A 17,780-nucleotide genomic window follows, 5' to 3' on the forward strand; every position below is an offset into this window, starting at 1 on the left:
ACGTCACCGCCCCGGACGCCGGGCGGATTCGTCCCCGGCGCCGAGGGCGGCCAGGACCCGGTCGGGGGTCAGGGGCAGCTCGCGCAGGCGGCGGCCCGTCGCACGGCTCACGGCGTTGCCGATGGCCGCCGCGGCGCCGACGATGCCGATCTCCCCGATGCCCTTGCCGCCCATCGGGTTGAGGTGCTTGTCGTGCTCGTCGATCCAGTGCGCCTCGATGGCGACGGGGACGTCGGCGTTCACCGGCACGTGGTAGGCGGCCAGGTCGCGTTCCGCGAAATCGCCGAACGCCGGGTCCAGGGCGCTGTGCTCGGTCAGCGCCATGCCCAGCCCCATCACCATGCCCCCGATGAACTGGGAGCGGGCCGTACGCGGGTTGAGGATACGGCCGGCCGCGAAGACGCCCAGCAGCCGGCGGACCCGGACCTCGCCGGTGACCGTGTCCGCCTGGACCTCGGCGAAGTGGGCGCCGAAGGCGTGGCGCGCGTACGGGGACTTCTGCTTCGCCGACTGCGTGGTGTCCGCGGACGCGGAGAGCCCCGCGTCGGGCAGCGGACCGTGGTGCCGGGCCAGCCGGTCGGTCAGGGCGGTGCAGGCGTCGTGCACCGCCCAGCCCCAGGACGCCGTCCCGGTGGAGCCGCCCGCCACCGGGCCGGCCGGCAGCGCACTGTTGCCGAGGGACAGCGTCACGGCGTCGAGCGGGACGCGCAGGGCGTCGGCGGCGATCTGGGAGAGGACCGTACGGGCGCCGGTGCCGATGTCGGTGGCGTTGACCTCGACGAGGTAGCTCCCGTCGGGGCGGGCGTGGGCCCGCGCGCCCGCCGGGGCGACGTACACGGGATAGGTGGCCGCCGCCGTGCCGGCGCCGATGAGGAGCGACCCCTCCCGCCGGGGCGCCCGGCGGCCGGCCCAGTCGAAGCGGGCCGCGCCCTCGCGCAGGCACTCCACCAGGTGCCGGCTGCTGAACGGGCGGCCGCTGTCCGGCTCGGTGGCCGGGTCGTTGCGCACGCGCAGCTCGACGGGGTCCATGCCGAGGGCGTCGGCCAGCTCGTCCATCGCCGACTCCAGCGCGTACATGCCGGGCGTCTCCCCGGGGGCCCGCATCCAGGAGGGGGTGGGCACGTCGAGCGCGGCGACGCGGTGCGTGGTGCGGCTGTCCCGGACCGCGTACATCACCCGCGCCGGCACGGCGGCCTGCTCGACGAACTCGCGCACCTGTGAGGTGTGCGTGGTGACCTCGTGGCCGAGGGAGGTGAGCGTACCGTCGGCGAGGGCGCCGAGCCGGACGCGGTGCAGGGTGGGAGCGCGGTGCCCGACGGTGGCGGCCATGTGCTGCCGGGGCAGGGCCACGGTGACGGGGCGCCCGTAGTGCCGGCTGGCCATGACGGCGAGGACGACGTGCGGCCGCGGCGTGCCCTTGGAGCCGAATCCGCCGCCCACGTGCTCGGCCAGGACGGTGACCCGGTCCTCCGGCAGCCGGAACAGCCCGGCCAGGACGGTGCGCACCACCGTGGTGCCCTGGCAGGAGTCGTACACGGTGAGGTGGCCGCGCCCGGCGTCCCAGTCCGCGGTGGCGGCGTGCGGCTCCATCGCGTGGTTGTGCAGGGGCGGTACCGCGTAGCGGACGTCGACGCGTACGGGCGCTGCGGCGAACGCCGCGTCCGGGTCGCCCTGTTCGCGGTGCGCGGGGTAGCCGCCGTTGACCTCCTCCGGGGTGTACAGGCCGGGGTGTCCCTCGTGCAGGACGACGTCGTGCGGCTCCTCCTCGTAGGTGACGCGCACCGCGTCGGCGGCGGCGCGGGCCCCCTCCAGGGTGTCGGCGACGGCCAGCGCCACGTACCAGCCGCGGTGCGGTACCCGCAGGTCCTGGAGCAGCTGGAGGGTGGGGTCGTCGGAGGGGCCCAGGCGCGGTGCGTCGTACGGGGTGAGGACGCCCAGGACGCCGGGCGGGGCCAGGGCCGCGGCGGTGTCGACGGCGGTGATCCGGCCGCGGGCGATCGTCGCGGGCACCGGCCAGGCGTAGGCCCGTCGCGGCAGGTGCCGTTCGGCGGCGTACAGCGCGGTGCCGGTCACCTTCTCCCGGCCTTCGCGGCGTGGGACGGGGGTACCGAGCAGGGCCTCGGTGGCGGTGTCGAGGGTGGCGGAGGTGGCACTCATGGTGGGTCCTGGGGTCCGTGGTCCGAGGTCCGTGGCCCCGTTCCGGCCAGTGTGGCGATGGTGTCGCACGCGAGGTTGCGGGCGAGGGGGACCTTGTACGCGTTGTCGCGCAGGGGCTGCGCCGCGGCCAGCTCGGCGTCGACCGCCGCGCGCACGGCGTCGGGATGCGGCACGGCGCCCGTCAGCCGCGCCTCGGCGGTGGTGGCCCGCCAGGGCCGGTGGGCGAGGCCGCCGAAGGCGAGGGCGATCCGGCGTACGCGACCCGTGCCGGGGTCGAGGTCGAGCACGGCGGCGACCGACGCGAGGGCGAAGGCGTACGAGGCGCGTTCGCGGGCCTTGCGGTACGAGGAGACGGCGCCGGGCGCCGGCGGGGGCAGCAGCACCGCCGTGACGATCTCTCCCGGGCGGATCACGGTGTCCTGCTCGGGGCGGTCGCCGGGCAGCCGGTGGAACGCGGCGGCCGCGACCGTGCGCGTGGTGTCCGGTCCCCCGTACAGCTCGACGTCGGCGTCCAGCGCGGCGAGGGCCACGGCCAGGTCGGAGGGGTGGGTGGCGATGCAGTGCTCGGAGTGGCCGAGGACCGCGTGGTCGCGGTGGATGCCCTCCCGCGCTGCGCACCCGCTTCCGGGCTCGCGCTTGTTGCACGGCTTGGAGAGGTCCTGGAAGTACGCGCAGCGGGTGCGCTGGAGCAGGTTGCCGCCGGTGGTGGCGACGTTGCGCAGCTGGCCGGAGGCGCCGGCGAGCAGGGCCTGCCCGAGCAGCGGGAAGCGGGAGCGCACCCGGGGGTCGGCGGCGAGGTCGCTGTTGCGGACGGTGGCACCGACGCGCAGACCCCCGTCGGAGAGGTCGGTGATCTCGTCCAGGGGGAGCCGGGAGATGTCGATCAGGGCGGTGGGGGTCTCGACGCCCAGTTTCATCAGGTCCACCAGATTGGTGCCGCCGCCCAGGTACTGGGAACCGGGGTGCGCGGCACGGGCGTCGGTGGCCTCGCGGAGGCTGGTGGCGCGTACGTAGGCGAAGGGCTTCATCCGGTCACGTCCGCACCGGTCCTGGTGGCCGCGGCGTCCGCCGCGGCGTCGGCGACGGCCCGGACGATCGCCGGGTAGGCGCCGCAGCGGCACAGGTTGCCGCTGAGCCGCTCCCGGATCTCCTCCGCGGTCAGCGCGGCGGGCCCGGACCGGGGACCGGCGGCGGTGACGTGCGACGGGTCGCCCGCGGCGGCTTCGCGCAGGGCGCCGACGGCCGAGCAGAGCTGGCCGGGGGTGCAGTAACCGCACTGGAAGGCGTCCTGCTCGATGAAGGCGCGCTGCAGCGGGTGCAGGGCGCCGTCGGGACCGGCGAGGCCCTCCACGGTGGTGACCGCGCACCCGTCGAGGGCGACGGCGAACAGCAGACAGCTGTTGGCGCGCCGGCCGTCCACGAGGACGGTGCACGCACCGCACTGCCCGTGGTCGCACCCCTTCTTCGCGCCGGTCAGGTCCAGGTGCTCGCGCAGGGCGTCGAGGAGCGTGACGCGGTGGTCGAGGTCGAGGTCGTGACGGACCCCGTTGACGCGCACGCTCACGCGGGAGCGGGTCTCATCGGCGACCCCGCCGTCCGGCGTGCCGTGCGCCGGCCGGGGCGGCGGGTCGGATGCGTGGGCCACGACGAGCTCCCTTGTCGTCCGCTGGGGGAGGGACGTCCGCCCCCCTGCCCCAGCCTGACCCCTTTGACCCCCACCCGCACCGCACACCCCCGACACCCTCCCCGGGCCTCCCCCGTACGGCCGACGCCGGGGCGGACGGAGAACAGCCCGGGGTGGCCGTTCGGGTGTGCCCGGGCGTGGGCCTCCCGGGGGTTCGGGGTGCGGCGGCCTAGCGTGGCCCCGTGACGAGGAATCAGGACATGGGGCGGCGCGTGGCCGTGGTGATGTGTGTGGCGGCGGCGCTGATGGGACCGGGGGGTGTGGCGGGCGCGTCCGCCGGGCCGGACCCGCGGCCCTCCGGCGTCGTCTACGTCGCCAACCTCCACTCCGACACGGTGTCGGTCGTCGACGGCGGCACCGGCCGGGTCGTGGACAGCGTTCCCGTGGGGAAGGGGCCGGACAGCGTGGCCGTCAGCCCGGACGGCTCGCGCGTCTACGTCACCAACTCCGCGGCGGACACCGTATCGGTCGTCGACGCCCGCACCAGGACGGTCGTCGCCACCGTCCCCGTCGGCGACGAACCGAGCCGGGTGACGGTCTCTCCCGACAACCGGAGCGTCTACGTCGCCAACGTCGCCTCGGACGACGTGTCGGTGATCAGCACCCGCACCCGTGCCGTGACGGACACCATCAAGGTGGGCGACGCCCCGCTGGGCGTGGCGGTCGCACCCGACGGATGCACCCTCTACGTCGCCAACGCCGGATCCGGCACCGTCTCGGTGGTCCGGACCGCCGACGCGACGGTCACCGGCACCATCCCCGTCGGCAGCGGACCGACCGCACTGGCGCTCGCCCCCGACGGCCGTCGCCTCTACGTCTCCAACCTGGACTCCGACGACGTGTCGGTGGTCGACCTCCGCGCCGGCGTGGAAACGGACCGCATTCCCGTCGGGGACCGGCCGGCCGGCATCGGGGTGCTGCCGGACGGCCGCCAGGTGTACGTCGCCGACCTCGGGTCCGACACCGTGTCCGTGATCAGCACCCGCCGCCGTGCCGTCACGGCGACCGTGGCGGTGGGCCGCGCCCCCAACGGCCTCGCCGTCGCCCCGGACGGCTCCCGGGTCTACGTCAGCGACTTCGACTCGGACGCCCTGTCGGTCATCGACACCGCGCGGGCCCGCGTGACGGACACGGTGCCCGTGGGCGACGGTCCGACGGGCGTGGCGGCGGGGGCGAGGTGGCGTTCGTAGGTCCGGAAGCCGTCGCGCACGCCGAGGCATGAGCCGCCAAAGCAGATGTTTACACCGTTAACTCTTGCGACAAGCTAAAGTGACAGGTGTTAACTTTGTCAAGCGGAGGGCGGACGCGCGGAGATGACGGACACCCAGGGGAGCACCGCCGGCCGGCGCCGCCACCGCGTGCGCGAGGAGGCCCTGGCCGACGCGATACGCATCTCCCGCCGGCTCCTCGTCGAAGAAGGGGCCGCCGCGGTGACGGTCCGCGCGGTCGCCCGCGAGATGGGCCTGACCGCGCCGGGCCTCTACCGCTACTACGCCGGGCACCGCGAGCTGGTCCAGGCCCTCGTCTCCCACCTGTACGAGGAACTCGCCGCCACCCTGGCCTCGGCCCGCGAACGGCAGCCCGCCAGCCGTCCCGGAGCCCGGCTGCGCGAGGTCGCCCGGGAGCTGCGCCGCTGGGCGCTGGCCCACCCCCACGAGTTCGCCCTGCTCTTCGCCAAGCCCGTGGCGGACGCCGACACCGCACCCGGCGCCGCCGCCCACGACGCCGGCTGGCGCTTCGGGTCGGTGGTCCTGGACCTCATGGTCGACCTCTGGCGCCTCGGCGGCGTACGGGCACCCGCGGACCTGGACCCCGTCTGGGCGGCCCAGCTGGAGGAGGTCCGCGAGCACCTGGCGGGCGAGCCGGTGCCGCTGGAGGTGATCTACGTCTTCGTCGCCGGCTGGGCCCGGCTGTACGGGGCCGTCGCGGTGGAGGTCTTCGGCCACCTCGACTTCGCCCTCACCGACCCCGAACCCCTCTTCGAGCACGCCGTCGCCGACGTCCTCACCTCCCTCGGCGCCCCGGACGCCCGGTCCGCCGCCTGACCGGTCCCGCGATCCGGGCGGGTGCGGCCGGACCGGTGCCCTCAGAGGCGTTGCCAGAGTGCCGGCACGTTCGGCGGCTCCCAGCCGACGGCCGCGGTGTGCGCCTGCAGGCAGCGGTAGGCCGGTCCCGCGTACGTGGCCCCGTCGCCGGCCCGGTACGCCCGCCCCGCGGTCCAGGTGCCCGTGGGCGGAATCGTCGGCGGGGGAGTGGTGGGCGGGGTGGTCGGGTCCTGGGGCACGTCCAGGACGAAGTCGAAGGTGCCCTCCAGGCCGGGCCCGGCCTGGCGCAGGTTCATCAGCAGCCGGCTGTCGAAGAGGCCGTCCGTGCCGTTGCGGGGCTCGCCCGGGAAGTACAGCTGGGTGGTGACCACCCGGCGCCCGGGTGCCTGGAGTTTGACGTGGAGGTGGCGGGTGCGCCCGGGGTAGAGCCCCGGGACGATGGTGGTCAGGCCGAACGAGCCCTGCGCCGTGCTGAACTGGTGCCCGCGGAAGCCGTAGCCGCTGTTGTCGTACGCCCCGTTGTCGTCCGCCTGCCAGAAGTCCAGCAGCACGCCGGGGATCGGGCGGCAGCCCCGCCCGAAGACGTATCCGGTGACGGTGAGCCGGGTGCCGGGCGTACCGCTCGTGATCAGCGAGTCCCGCAGCGGCGAGGCGGGCTTGAAGTACGGGCCTTCCGTCTGTTCCACCGTCGGCCCGTCGCCGTCGTGGCAGTCGGGGGTCGGGGCGAGGGTGGCGCCGCCCGACGCCGGCTGGTCACGGGCGAGCGCGACGCGCCCCCCGATCAGCAGCGGGGCGGCGCCGAGCGCGGCGGCCGCGCGCAGCACGGTCTTGCGGCTGACCCGGCGTCCGCTTGCCGGGGTCTCGGGTGTGGTGGTGGGCTCCTCCGGTGCGGGCATCGAGGCCTCCTCGGCTGGACGGGTGGTGGGGCTGGGGGGTGGGGGGCGCGACGGGGGAGGGCGGGTACCGCCGGGGCGTCCGCCCGGGCGGCCCGTCCGATCGCGGCCAGCAGTCAACCTACGGTCCGTCCGGGTGCGCGGCGATGGACTCGATCCGGGGATCGTGGTGATTTCGACCGGCCCAGTTCCGGAACTCGCCCGGCGACATGCCCGTCTCCCTCCTGAAGAACCGGCAGAAGTACGCCGGATCCGCGAAGCCGGCCAGGCCCGCTATCTGCCGGACGGTCAGCTGCGTTCCGGACAGCAGCCTCTTCGCCTCCAGCGTCTGCTGCTGACGGATCAGGCTGCCGGGCGAACGTCCCGTGGCCCGCCGCACGAGCGTCTGGAAGTGCCCGGCGGACATGCCGAGCTCCCGTGCGTACCAGCCGACCGGCCGCCCCGCTCCGCCGGGCTCGCAGAGCAGCCGGCCGAAGGCCGAGGCGAGTTCCGCGGCCCGGTCGGGCACCGGAGCAGGCGCGTCCGCCGGCCCGCCGGGACCCCCGGGACCCCCCGGCCCCCCGGGACCCCCGAGCGTCCGGGACGCCCGGGCGATCAGGATGTGCAGGCAGGCCCGCAGCACGTTCTGGTACCCCGGCCGCAGCTCCCGGTACTCGCCGCCCATGTCGGCCAGGAGCGCGGCGAGCGGCGCGGCCTGGTCGCCGGCCGGGTGCCCGGGCCGGCCGGCCAGCAGCCGCAGGGCGGAGGCGTCGTCCGCGTGGGGCAGGAGGAAGTCCTCGTTGAAGAGCACCACGTGCCCGGTGAGTTCCTCCGCCTCGGCCCAGTGGTGGACCTGGCCGGGGGCGATCACGCACACCTGCGGGGGCTCCACCGGCCGGCGGACCAGGTCCAGCACGTGCGCGCCGCTCCCGCCGGTCAGGTAGACGATCTCGTAGAAGGTGTGCCGGTGCGGGAAGGCGGCGCGCGAGAGCGGGCCGATGGTGTCGAACGTCCCGATCGCGAAGGGCAGCAGGTGGGGGAGGGGGACGTCGAGGTGGTGCAGGGGCAGGTCGGGGAGGCGGGTGTTCCGGATCCGGTCCATCCCCGCAGTCTCCGGCCCGTCCCGCGACAGGTACAGACCAAACCTGGAGGAGCTGTGCGGCCGGCCCCCGCCCCGGAGGACGCCATGGCGTGAGGGCGGCCCCCGACGGGCAGAGCATGATCATGACAGAGATCGCGACGCCCGCCCCCGCCCCCGCCCCGCCCCGTCACCCGTTACGCCAGCTTCTCGCCGCCTCGGTCGGCAACGCCGTCGAGTGGTACGACTGGTACGCCTACACCTTCCTGGCCACCCACATCGCCCGGCAGGTCTTCCCGTCCCGCGCGGGCGGCTCCCTCGTCCCGCTGCTCTCCACCTTCGCCGTCTTCGCCGTCGGCTTCTTCATGCGCCCCGTCGGCGGGCTCCTGATGGGCGCCATCGCCGACCGGCGCGGCCGGCGCACCGCGCTGACCGTCACCATCCTGCTCATGGGAGGCAGCAGCCTCCTGGTCGGCCTCACGCCCGCCTACACGGCCGTCGGCCTGCTGTCACCGGTCGTCCTCGTGACCGCGCGGCTGCTCCAGGGCCTGTCCGTCGGCGGGGAGTTCGCCGCCTCGACCACCTTCCTCGTGGAGTCCGCCGGACCCGGCCGCAGGGGCCTCTTCTCGTCGTTCCAGTACGTCTCCACCACCCTCGGCCAGCTCGCCGCCTCCGGCCTGGCCGCGCTGCTCGTGGCCGTGCTCCCCGAGGACGCCATGAACGGCTGGGGGTGGCGCGTGCCCTTCCTCCTCGGCGCCCTCCTCAGCCTCGCGGGGTTCTGGATCCGCCGCGGCGCCCAGGAGACCCTCACCGCCCACCCCGCCGCGGCCCCCCGCCCCGGGCTCCTCGACGCGCTCCGCCACCACCCCCGCGCCTCGCTGCGGATCGCCGGCATCACGGCCGGCGGCACCCTCGCGTACTACACGTGGACCTCGTACCTGCCCACCTACGCCGAGCTGGAGACCGGCATCGCCAAGCGCGACGCCCTCCTCGCCGGGACGCTGTCCCTGGCTTTCTTCGCCCTGCTCCAGCCCGTCGGCGGCCTGCTGTCCGACCGCTTCGGACGCAAGCCGCTCCTGCTCTTCTTCGGCCTCGGCTTCGCCGTGCTCGTCGTCCCGCTGCTGCGCGCCCTGGACGGCTCGTTCGCCACCCTGCTGCTCGTCCAATGCGCGGGCATGGTGCTGCTCACCGGCTTCACCTCGATCTCGGCCGCCGTGAACGCGGAGGTCTTCCCGGCCCGGGTGCGGGCGGCGGGCATCGGCTTCCCGTACTCGCTGACCGTCGCCCTCTTCGGCGGCACGGCCCCCTACCTCGGCACGCTGCTCCAGGACCTGGGCAGGCCCGGCCTGTTCCCCTGGTACGTCGCCGCCCTGTGCCTGGTCTCCTCGGCGGTGTACCTGCGCCTGCCGGAGACCGCCCACAAGCCCCTCGACCGCTGACGACGGCCGCCGGCGCCCCGGGGCCGGCACCCTCCGGCCCCCGGGGCCGGAGGGTGCGCGTCTCCTAGCGGCGCGCGTCCACCACCGTGAGGAGTTTGCCGCTGGTCGGGCTGCGGTCCAGCGACGCCCCGTCGACCGCCTCGACCACCAGGTCCAGCAGCCGCTCCGCCACCGCCGAGCGGAGCTCCGGGTAGCCGGACAGGAAGACCTCCCGCAGCCGCTCCGGCTCCGTCGCCGCCGTCCGCTCCACCCGTACGGTCAGCCGCTCGCGCGCCCGCGCGGCGTCGAGCCGGACCTGCAGCTCGCCGCGGTGGCCGCCTTCCTCCTCGGCCAGCGCCAGGAAGCGGCGGTGGTTGAGGAAGTACGTGGCCACCCGCATCACGTCACCGGTGCGCCCCAGCAGCTCGAAGCGGGGCGACCGCCGGCCGCAGGGGCAGCGGCCCGGGAGCTCCCGGCCGAGGTCGCCGATCAGGTAGCGGCCGAGCCGCTGGCCGCGCCGGGCGTGCGTGGTGAACACCAGCCGGCCCGTCTCGCCCGGGGCCACCGGCCGGTCCTCGGCCAGGTCCACGACCTCCAGGGTGTGCAGGTCGGCGTGCAGGTGGTGGACGCCGCCGGAGCTGTCCTCGCACTGGTAGCCCAGCGGCCCGAGGTCGGTGCTGCCGTAGGTGATCGAGCGGATCACCTCGATGCCGAACCTCTCCTCCAGCGTGCGCCGCTGCTCCCGCGTGAAGTGCTCGCCGCCGTAGAAGACCTTGCGCAGGCCGCCGTACGCCCGCAGCGCGTCCTCCTCCGCGTGCAGCAGCTGCCACAGGTAGGAGGGCATGCCGAAGAGGGTGTCGGCCCGGTGTTCGACCAGGGCCCGGACCGTGGCCCGGTGGTCCGGTCCGGCGGCCAGCGGCAGCTGTACCCCGCCGAGCCGTTCGAGGACGGAGAAGAAGCTGATGAAGCTGCCGTACATGCCGCCGCAGTAGAAGAGGTTGGCGGTGCGGTCCCCGGCCGGGTCGTAGCCGGCGGCGAGCAGGCCGCGGGCGGCGGCGTGCATCTGCGTGTCGTAGTCGTCGTAGCTGAACACCGACAGGGCGGGCGCGCCCGTGCTGCCGCCGCTGTGGAAGTACAGCTCGGCATCGGCCCGGGCCAGCTCCCGGGCCGGGCCCCGCATGTCCTCCTTGCCCCGCAGCGGGCCCGTCGGCGGCGGCAGGACGACGGGCCGGACGAGGTCGTCGAGGCAGGCGGTGGTGGCGAACCGGGCCGGGTCGGCCCGGACCGCGACGCGGCGGCTGTAGCGCTGGAGGGCGTAGACCCCGTCGTGCGGCTCGCCCGCGTAGCTCTCCAGCATGGCGCCGACGGGGGTGACGCGGGTGACGCCCGCGGCCAGCACGGTCCGGGCGAGCTCGGCGATGTCGGACCGGCTGCCCGCGAGGCCCGCCGTCTGCAGGTAGCGGCGCATCGGGCGCAGGGTGGCGATCAGCCGCTCGCGGGGCAGCGGCTTGACCCACACGCTGCGGTGCAGCGGCGAGGCCGTGAGGGGCGAGCGGGTGTCGGCCATGACCCGGCACGAGCCGTCGGGCGCGGCGAACACCCGGGTGAGGCCGAGGTGTTCCTCCAGCCGGGCCACCAGCTCGGTGGTGGTCAGCTCGGCGGCCTCGGCGGGGTCCGCGTCGTCCGCCGACGCGTCATCCGCCGACGCGTCGTCCGCCGCCGGGGGGCGGGCCGCGAGGACCGCGGCGAACCGTTCGGCGAAGGCGAACACCTCCGCCTCGTCCTCGGTGTCGAGGTAGACCGCCTGGGGGCTGGAGCAGGCCTGCTGCTCGTGCAGGCACACGTCGTCCGCGAGGGCTTCGAGCGTGCCGGGATCCGACCAGGCGTCGCCCGTCAGGTACGCGAAGGAGATCCGGTGCCCCCACTCCACCAGCCGGCATCCGGCCGGCACATGGGCCGCCATCCCCTGGACGGCGTCCTCCCCGCCCCACACGGCGACGGCGTCCGCGGGCGCGCACATCAGGCGCAGCCACTCCTGCCGGGAGGACGGGAAGCGCAGGACGACCACCCGCGCGGCCAGCGCACCGGTGGGATCGAGGGCCGCGAGCTCGGCCACCAGGTGCTGCGTGAAGAGGGTGTCGGCGCTGCTGGTCTTGAGCACGTTGACGTTCCCGGCGAGCAGCCCCTCGACGATGCTCAGCGGCGCGACCGTCGCGGCGTTGCCGGGCGCGATGTGGGCGACCAGGCCGACGGGCGCCCACGCCTCGTAGACGGTCTCGCGCGGATCGGCCCGGTCCAGCCGGCCGGGCGTCGCGCCGCCGAGTTCGCGGCGCAGCTTGCGGGTCAGCTCCCGCCGGCCCAGCAGACCGCCGAGCTCGGCCAGCACGGCCGGGTCCTCCCCCGCCGGCAGGTGCGCGGCGAGCCGGGCGCGCACCGGGTGGGCCGGGTCGCACAGCGCGGTGGCGAGGGCGTCGCAGGCGGCCAGCACGGTCTCCGTCTCCACCACCGTGGCCAGCGCGGCCTCCACGGCGGCCGGCAGGCCGGCCAGGCGCCGCCCGGCCTCCTCGTCGCCGATGAAGGCACCCTGCCAGAAGTGGGGCGCGTCCACGGCCCCGGTCATGTTCTCCGTCACGGTCACGCCATGCCCTTCATCAGTTCCGCTGCGGCCACCGCGCAGCTGCGGTTGCGGCTCACCCCGGCCCGGCCGTGGACGGTGAACCAGGGGGTCTTCAGCTCGCACCCGCAGGCGTCGCCCGGCCGGAGGGAGGCGAGGTCGCCCATGACCACGCTCTGCGCCGGCACCGAGGTGATGTACGGCGACACCAGGTGCAGGTAGCCCCGCTCCCCGTACGGCAGGGGTTCGAGCGTGCGCGTGGAGCGGATCGTCACCCGCGACCACACGGGGGCGTGCAGCCGGTGGTGGTCGCACTCGATGTACGGGATGCAGTGCTCCACCGACCCGAAGGTGTCCCGGATCCGCTCGCCCGGGACACCGAGCTGCTCGGTGACGCGGGCGTACAGCTCCTCCTTGCCGATGCGCCGGTCGGCGTGCCCCTTCCAGCCGCCGCCGAGGACGACGAGGGAGCCCTCGGGCAGGCGCAGCGGGGGCAGCCCCATGGCCCGCATCCGCTCCAGGGTGAAGAAGAGGAAGGCCGGGAAGCCGAGGATGCGCACCGGGGCGTCCTCCCGCTCGAAGCGGCGCAGCGCGGCGATGCAGCCGAAGGGGTCGAACTCGTGGTCGCCGCCGGTGTTGCGCAGGGCGTACGCGACGCTGCGGGCCGGGGCGAAATCGCAGAGGTAGTTGTCGGTGAAGGCGGTCCCGAGGTTCAGGGAGGGGGCCGGTTCGTAGCTGTAGAGGAGGTAGTTGACCTCCTGGTCGGGGGTGATCCAGCCGTTGCGCTCGAAGATCCGGGCGACCATCCGCTGGGCGGAGCGGATCGTCCACCGGTCGAAGAACATCTGCGACTTCTGGCCGGTGGTGCCGGAGGAGGTCAGGTGCAGCTCGACGTCCTCGCGCGGGATGGAGAGGACCTCGTGCCGCTTGAAGAAGTTCGCGTGGACGAGCGGCGTCCGGTACGGCGCCGCCGGGGGAGTGGCCTCGTACAGGGAGCGGAAGAAGGGCGAGCGCTCCACGTGCCAGGCGTGGCTCTCCGCCATGGCGGCGGCGAACAGCTCGTCCTCGGCGGGCCCGAAGGCGTACGGGTCGGTCAGGTCGCACAGCTGCTGTACGTGCGGCAGGAGGGCCGGGTCGGGTACGGCGACCGGCGCGAGATGGGGGTTCATGGGGCAACCTCGGATGGTGTGGGCAGGTGTGCCGACGCCCAGGCCGACACGTAGCAGTCCAGATAGGGCTGGAGGGGCGGTTCGACGGCGACGCCGCGGAAGTCGACGCGCTCGCCGGAGCGGGACAGGACGGCGTAGTCGTGGAAGCCGTCGCCGTCCGCGCGCATCGCCGGGTAGACGGCCCCGGCGACGAACCCCTCGGCCAGGAACGCCGCGAGGACCTCCTGGTGTGCGAGCGGCACCAGGGCCTCGACGTAGCCCGCTCCCGCGCGGGCCAGGGCCCGGGTGACGGGTTCGAGGCAGGCGGCCGCGGCGGCCGGGTCGGGGTGGGCGGTGAGCAGCGAGCAGTAGCCGCCGGCGCGGTTGAGGTAGGCGTACACCTCGAACCGGCCGTCCTCGGGGGTGAGCAGCACGTTCGGGGTGTGCAGCGGGTAGAACCAGCCCTCGGCGCTCGGGAACCGCTCGCGGAAGCGGCGGCGTACGAAGGCCGGTGCCTCGATCAGCTCCAGCCGGTCGTCGGCGCCCCGCGGCCCGGGCCCGGGCGCCGCCGGAACACCGCGCACCCCGGGGTAGCCGATGCCCAGGGCGCCTTCGGCGGCGCGCAGCAACGGCAGGAGCGGGGCGGGCACTTCGGTGACGGGGATCCGGCGCTCCAGCACCCCGGCGGAGTGACGCGCGTAGAGCGCGAGGCTCTCGCGGCTGCGGAGGTCCACCGCGTTGGGCAGGATGCCCAGCGGGCGGAAGCCGTTGCGCGCGACGACGCGTTGCGGGCCGGCGCTGACGGTGCGCACGGTCGCGTACACCGAGTCCAGCCGGCCCGTGTCCAGCATGCCCGCGCACAGGGCCTCGGTGAGGGTGGCGGCCAGGCCCGCCGAGCGGTGCCCGGGGTGGACGGCGATGCCCTCCAGGCGGCCGATGCGGCTGCCGGCCTCGCCGTGGATGGCGGCGGACGCGGTCAGCGCCCCGGTGTCCGGGCAGCGGCCGACGAGCCACAGGGAGTACGGGTCCTCGATGAGCCGGGCCATCTCGGCCGGGTCGGTGCCGAGGGCCACGGGGTAGTGGGGTCCGTAGACGGCGTAGTACAGCTGGCGCAGCTCGGCGATGTCCGAGCAGGCGGCGGGAGTGACGACGGGGGTGGGGGTGGCGGGGGCGGTGGCGCGGGGGTTCACAGCACACCTCCGGCGGACGGCGCGGTCGCGGTCGCGGGCGACTTCAGCAGGGCCAGGGCGCAGGCCGCGGGGACCAGTCCGGCGCCCTGCACCAGGCACAGGGTCTGCGGGGAGACGAAGTCCCCGGCGAAGCCGAAGGCCAGGGAGGCCACCGGCAGGGAGGCGCCCAGCACGGCCTGCATCACGGCGAAGAAGCCGGGTTTGTCGGCCGGCGGGACCAGCCGCTGGAAGAGGGCCACGAAGCGGACGCTGACCGCGCCGGCGCACCAGCCGGCCACGGCCAGGCAGCCCGCGACGGCCGGGCGGTGCGGGAGGAGCCCCGGCAGCGCGAGGGCGAGGGCCATCAGGCCCAGGCACCAGGCACCGGCGACCGTGGGGCGGCCCGGCACGCGGGTGCCGGTGAAGGAGCCGACGAGCGCGCCGGTGCCCAGGGACGCCTCCAGCAGGGCCACGGTGGCGCCGCCGCCCGCGAGGACCGAGCGGGTGTAGAGGGGGATGACGACGAACACGGCGGTGGTGAAGAGGTTCGCCGCGGTGAAGCAGACCAGGATCCGCCGTACGTAGGGGAGTTCCCCGAGGATGCGGCGCAGCGTGCGCCGCTCGCCCGGGGCCGCCGAGGCATCGGCCCCGGCGACCGGCACGCCGGCATCGGCGCTCGGCGCGTCGCCGCCGGTGCCCGCGTCGGCGGTACGGAACCGGGCGCTCGCGACGAGCAGGGCGGCCCCCAGGTAGGCGGCCGCGCAGCCGGAGGCCAGCCCGGCCACACCGGCCCGGTCCACCGTGAGGGCGCCGAGCAGGGCTCCGCCGAGGCCGGCCAGGGACTGGGTGGACAGCTCGAAGCCGGTGGCGGCCTCGATGTCGGCGTCGTCGACGAGTTCGGGTACCGAGGTGGTCAGGCAGGGGTCGAAGAACGCCTGGCAGGCCGCCAGCGCGAGACCGGCCGCGTACACGGTGGCGAGCGGCGGCCCACCGCCGGACGCCCACAGCGCGAGGGCCCCCGAGGCGGCCCCGGCCAGGGCGGCGGCCGTCCGCAGTACCGAACGGTGCGCGAACCGGGCCACCGCGGCGGCCACCACGGGCGCCAGTGCCACGGCCGGCAGGGTGCAGGCCGCCATGAACAGCCCGGAGGCGAGCCCGCGCGCGTCGCGCACGGCGTAGGCGACGATCCACCAGGCCGTGCCGACCTGGAACATCCGCACGGCGGCCTGGGTGAGGACCTGCCCGAGCCATACGGCGCCGAAGGCGCGGTTGCGCAGGACCAGCGGAACGCGCCGCCGGCCGGCCCCGGTCTCCGCCAGGGGTGGGGCGGTGGTCATGCCGTCGGCCTCTCGTCCAGGACCCGGACGAGCTTGCCCGAGCGCGGGTTGACGGCGAGGTCGCGGTGGCGCACCCACTCCACGGACAGCGGGTGCACGAACCCGGCGCGCACGCTGTCCGGATACAGCGGCCGGACCTTCTCCAGCTCCGCGACGACGGCCCCGGCCAGCTCCTCCCGGCCGTGGTCGCCGGGAGCCGTGGCCAGCCGCAGGACGAGCCCGTCGCGGCCGTCCCAGCGGCGGACGACGAGCTGCACGCCGACCACCCGGCCCGCGGTGTCCGCCGCGGCCACGGCGTCCTGCGCGTCCTGGGTGTAGAGGGAGACGGGACCCACCCGTACGCCTTCCTCGGCGCGGCCGAGGATACGGAAGTGCCCGGGTCCGGTGCCGGTCCACTCGGCCCGGTCGCCCGCCGGGTAGCGGATGATCGGCATGAGGCGGCGGAAGAGGCTGGTGACCACGACCCGGCCGGGCCGGCCCGGTTCGGTGACGGGCTCACCGGTGGAGTCGTCGAGGATCTCGACGACCGAGTACGGCGTGAAGGCACGGTGCACCCGGGCGTCGGGCCCGGGGACGGGGCGGCCGAGCAGGCCCGCGTCGACGCTGGCGTACCCGACGGAACGGGCCTCGGCGCGCGGGAACGCGGCGGCCAGCAGGCGCCGCTGGTCGTCGAAGAGGGCCTCGCCGCCGAAGAGCAGCAGCTCGACCGCGTCGAGCCGGACTCCGGACGAGACGACCTGCTCGGCGAGCCGGCACAGGGTGGTCGGCGTTCCGGTCAGCACCTGGGCGGCGAGGTCGCGCAGCGTGGGGATCGTCGACTCCGGCGGCGCGCCGCCGCCGACGGGCAGGCGGACGTTGTCCACGGGCGCGTGGGCCAGCGAGTCGAGGACGAACAGGAAGCTGGCGTACAGCTCCCCGGCGTAGAAGAGGTCGGCGACGCGGTGCCCCGGGCGCAGGCCGGCGTCCACGAGCCCGTGGCCGAAGGCGGTGACGAACGTGCGCCATTCGTCGCGCGTGTAGACGGAGAACTTGGGGGAGCCGGTGGTGCCCCCGGTCTTGTAGACCGTGGCCTCGCTGAGCGGGCCGGTCAGGACGCGGCTGTCGTGCGGGGTGTTGGCCGCCCAGAACGCCTGCTGGTCGACCACCGGCAGGTCGGTGAGGCGGTCGGTGTGCGGCGGCAGGGACGCGTAGAGCGCTTGGTAGAAGGGCGAGTTGTGACGGGCGAAACGTATGAGGTCCGAGAGCTGCTGGGCGGACATGGGCCTTTGCCTAGGTGACGGGTCGGTACGGAGGCCGCGGCGGTGCGCGGCGCGAGCGGGCACGCTCCGGCCGGATCGGCCGGGGTGCACGAGGGACCCCCCGGTGCCCTCGTCTGCTCGATGTGCGCCAGAACATGACGCTCAGTCACGATGATGAAACATCAATGCGTCGAACACCAAATTGGGAAAATATTTTCGGCCAGCACGGCTCCAGAGAAAAGATTTTCCGCTCAACTAAGAGGGGGTTCGCTGACCGCCCTACCGCCGCGCGGCCTCGAACCGGCCCCCGAAACCCGCCCGCTCGGCCAGGTCCCGCAACTGGTCGTCGGGCACGGCACCGGACCGCAGGACGGCGGCCATGTCGCCCGGGCCGATCCCCGCGTCGCCCAGGATGCCCAGCGCGCCGGCCGGCGAAGGACCGGACACCCCCTTCCCCGGCCCCTCGACGCGCAGGACGTCCAGGACCTGCGCGGCGAGCGTGTGCTGCTCGGCGGCCCGGGTGTCCGACAGCATCAGGTCCGTACCGGCCGCCGTGGGGCGCACGACGAGGAAGAACGCCTCGTCCGCGTTGAAGAACCCGAAGACCGCGTCCGCGTCGTCGGGGGCCGCCCCGCGCACCGCGCTGATCGCCTCGTCGAGCCCGGTCAGCGCGGTGCGCTCCAGCCGGACGCACTCCCAGCCCCCGGCGCGGCGGACGACGGCGACGGCGTAGCGGTGGTTCGCGTGTGCTTTCACGCCTCCACACCTGCCCGGCCCGCACCCCGGTAAGCCGCGATGCCGCCGGGCGTACCCCGCACGGAGCAGTCGGCCTCCGGACGTGACGGGCCGTCCGGGATCGCCGCCCGACGGGAAAACCGTTTCCCTTCAAGGGGTTTGAGGGCGCCGTGCGGGGACACACGCGCCATGACGGTGGTACGCCTCACCGGACCGGCGGACCTCGCGGCCGGTGACCGTCGGCGGCGTCCCCTTCCCCCTGGGACGCCGCCGGCGGGCCACCGT

At 75.1% G+C, this 17,780-nt stretch carries 14 protein-coding genes; 3 read left to right on the forward strand and 11 right to left on the reverse strand.

Going from position 1 to position 17,780, the window contains the following annotated elements; all coding sequences use genetic code 11:
• Window positions 1-3: 3 nt before the first annotated feature.
• From ACZ5NJ_RS04325 to ACZ5NJ_RS04335, 3 genes are read right to left on the reverse strand one after another with little or no spacing between them, the layout of a single operon-like run.
• Window positions 4-2,157, reverse strand: a complete 2,154-nt coding sequence (locus tag ACZ5NJ_RS04325; RefSeq protein WP_468762592.1) for a xanthine dehydrogenase family protein molybdopterin-binding subunit — start codon at window positions 2,155-2,157, stop codon at window positions 4-6.
• Entirely contained in the window at window positions 2,154-3,185 is a 1,032-nt protein-coding gene (locus tag ACZ5NJ_RS04330; protein WP_468762595.1) for an FAD binding domain-containing protein, read from the reverse strand. The genes ACZ5NJ_RS04325 and ACZ5NJ_RS04330 overlap by 4 nt, the downstream gene beginning before the upstream one ends.
• A complete protein-coding gene (locus ACZ5NJ_RS04335; protein WP_468762597.1) occupies window positions 3,182-3,802 on the reverse strand; it encodes a 2Fe-2S iron-sulfur cluster-binding protein in 621 nt (206 codons plus the stop codon). Before ACZ5NJ_RS04335 ends, ACZ5NJ_RS04330 begins: the two co-directional genes overlap by 4 nt.
• 221 nt (window positions 3,803-4,023) lie before the next feature.
• Here ACZ5NJ_RS04335 and ACZ5NJ_RS04340 point away from each other — a divergent pair, with 221 nt between their 5' ends.
• Both ACZ5NJ_RS04340 and ACZ5NJ_RS04345 read left to right on the forward strand, forming a co-directional pair.
• Window positions 4,024-5,031, forward strand: coding sequence for a YVTN family beta-propeller repeat protein (locus ACZ5NJ_RS04340; protein ID WP_468762599.1), 1,008 nt, complete (start codon window positions 4,024-4,026; stop codon window positions 5,029-5,031).
• A gap of 123 nt (window positions 5,032-5,154) precedes the next feature.
• Window positions 5,155-5,886: a TetR/AcrR family transcriptional regulator gene (locus ACZ5NJ_RS04345; protein WP_468762601.1), complete on the forward strand. Its 732-nt coding sequence runs from the start codon at window positions 5,155-5,157 to the stop codon at window positions 5,884-5,886.
• A gap of 41 nt (window positions 5,887-5,927) precedes the next feature.
• Here the strand turns inward: ACZ5NJ_RS04345 and ACZ5NJ_RS04350 are convergent, their stop codons facing one another.
• Both ACZ5NJ_RS04350 and ACZ5NJ_RS04355 read right to left on the reverse strand, forming a co-directional pair.
• Window positions 5,928-6,782 carry a dioxygenase family protein gene (locus ACZ5NJ_RS04350; RefSeq protein WP_468762603.1) on the reverse strand — a complete coding sequence of 285 codons (855 nt, stop codon included), beginning with the start codon at window positions 6,780-6,782 and terminating at the stop codon, window positions 5,928-5,930.
• 118 nt (window positions 6,783-6,900) lie between these two features.
• Window positions 6,901-7,860 (reverse strand): helix-turn-helix transcriptional regulator, encoded by a 960-nt coding sequence (locus ACZ5NJ_RS04355; RefSeq protein WP_468762604.1) that lies wholly within the window; start codon window positions 7,858-7,860, stop codon window positions 6,901-6,903.
• Window positions 7,861-7,982: 122 nt separating this feature from the next.
• On the opposite strand from ACZ5NJ_RS04355, the gene ACZ5NJ_RS04360 reads away from it, so the two are divergent.
• The gene (locus ACZ5NJ_RS04360; RefSeq protein WP_468762606.1) at window positions 7,983-9,275 is read left to right on the forward strand and encodes an MFS transporter; all 1,293 of its coding nucleotides are present in this window, start codon (window positions 7,983-7,985) and stop codon (window positions 9,273-9,275) included.
• A 64-nt stretch (window positions 9,276-9,339) separates the two neighbouring features.
• On the opposite strand, the gene ACZ5NJ_RS04365 is transcribed toward ACZ5NJ_RS04360, so the two are convergent.
• The 6 genes from ACZ5NJ_RS04365 to ACZ5NJ_RS04390 all read right to left on the reverse strand — a co-directional run bounded on the left by ACZ5NJ_RS04365 (window position 9,340) and on the right by ACZ5NJ_RS04390 (window position 17,516).
• Window positions 9,340-11,892: an acyl-CoA reductase gene (locus tag ACZ5NJ_RS04365; RefSeq protein ID WP_468762607.1), complete on the reverse strand. Its 2,553-nt coding sequence runs from the start codon at window positions 11,890-11,892 to the stop codon at window positions 9,340-9,342.
• Window positions 11,889-13,037 carry a LuxE/PaaK family acyltransferase gene (locus ACZ5NJ_RS04370; protein WP_468762609.1) on the reverse strand — a complete coding sequence of 383 codons (1,149 nt, stop codon included), beginning with the start codon at window positions 13,035-13,037 and terminating at the stop codon, window positions 11,889-11,891. The genes ACZ5NJ_RS04365 and ACZ5NJ_RS04370 overlap by 4 nt, the downstream gene beginning before the upstream one ends.
• Window positions 13,034-14,206, reverse strand: coding sequence for a GNAT family N-acetyltransferase (locus ACZ5NJ_RS04375; RefSeq protein ID WP_468762611.1), 1,173 nt, complete (start codon window positions 14,204-14,206; stop codon window positions 13,034-13,036). The genes ACZ5NJ_RS04370 and ACZ5NJ_RS04375 overlap by 4 nt, the downstream gene beginning before the upstream one ends.
• Window positions 14,203-15,522 carry an MFS transporter gene (locus ACZ5NJ_RS04380; protein WP_468762613.1) on the reverse strand — a complete coding sequence of 440 codons (1,320 nt, stop codon included), beginning with the start codon at window positions 15,520-15,522 and terminating at the stop codon, window positions 14,203-14,205. The genes ACZ5NJ_RS04375 and ACZ5NJ_RS04380 overlap by 4 nt, the downstream gene beginning before the upstream one ends.
• Window positions 15,519-16,781 carry a phenylacetate--CoA ligase family protein gene (locus tag ACZ5NJ_RS04385; RefSeq protein ID WP_468762615.1) on the reverse strand — a complete coding sequence of 421 codons (1,263 nt, stop codon included), beginning with the start codon at window positions 16,779-16,781 and terminating at the stop codon, window positions 15,519-15,521. Before ACZ5NJ_RS04385 ends, ACZ5NJ_RS04380 begins: the two co-directional genes overlap by 4 nt.
• A gap of 258 nt (window positions 16,782-17,039) precedes the next feature.
• Window positions 17,040-17,516: a tRNA adenosine deaminase-associated protein gene (locus tag ACZ5NJ_RS04390; protein ID WP_468762617.1), complete on the reverse strand. Its 477-nt coding sequence runs from the start codon at window positions 17,514-17,516 to the stop codon at window positions 17,040-17,042.
• Between the last annotated feature and the right edge of the window lie 264 nt (window positions 17,517-17,780).

This window comes from Streptomyces sp. NPDC032091 (assembly GCF_055580265.1).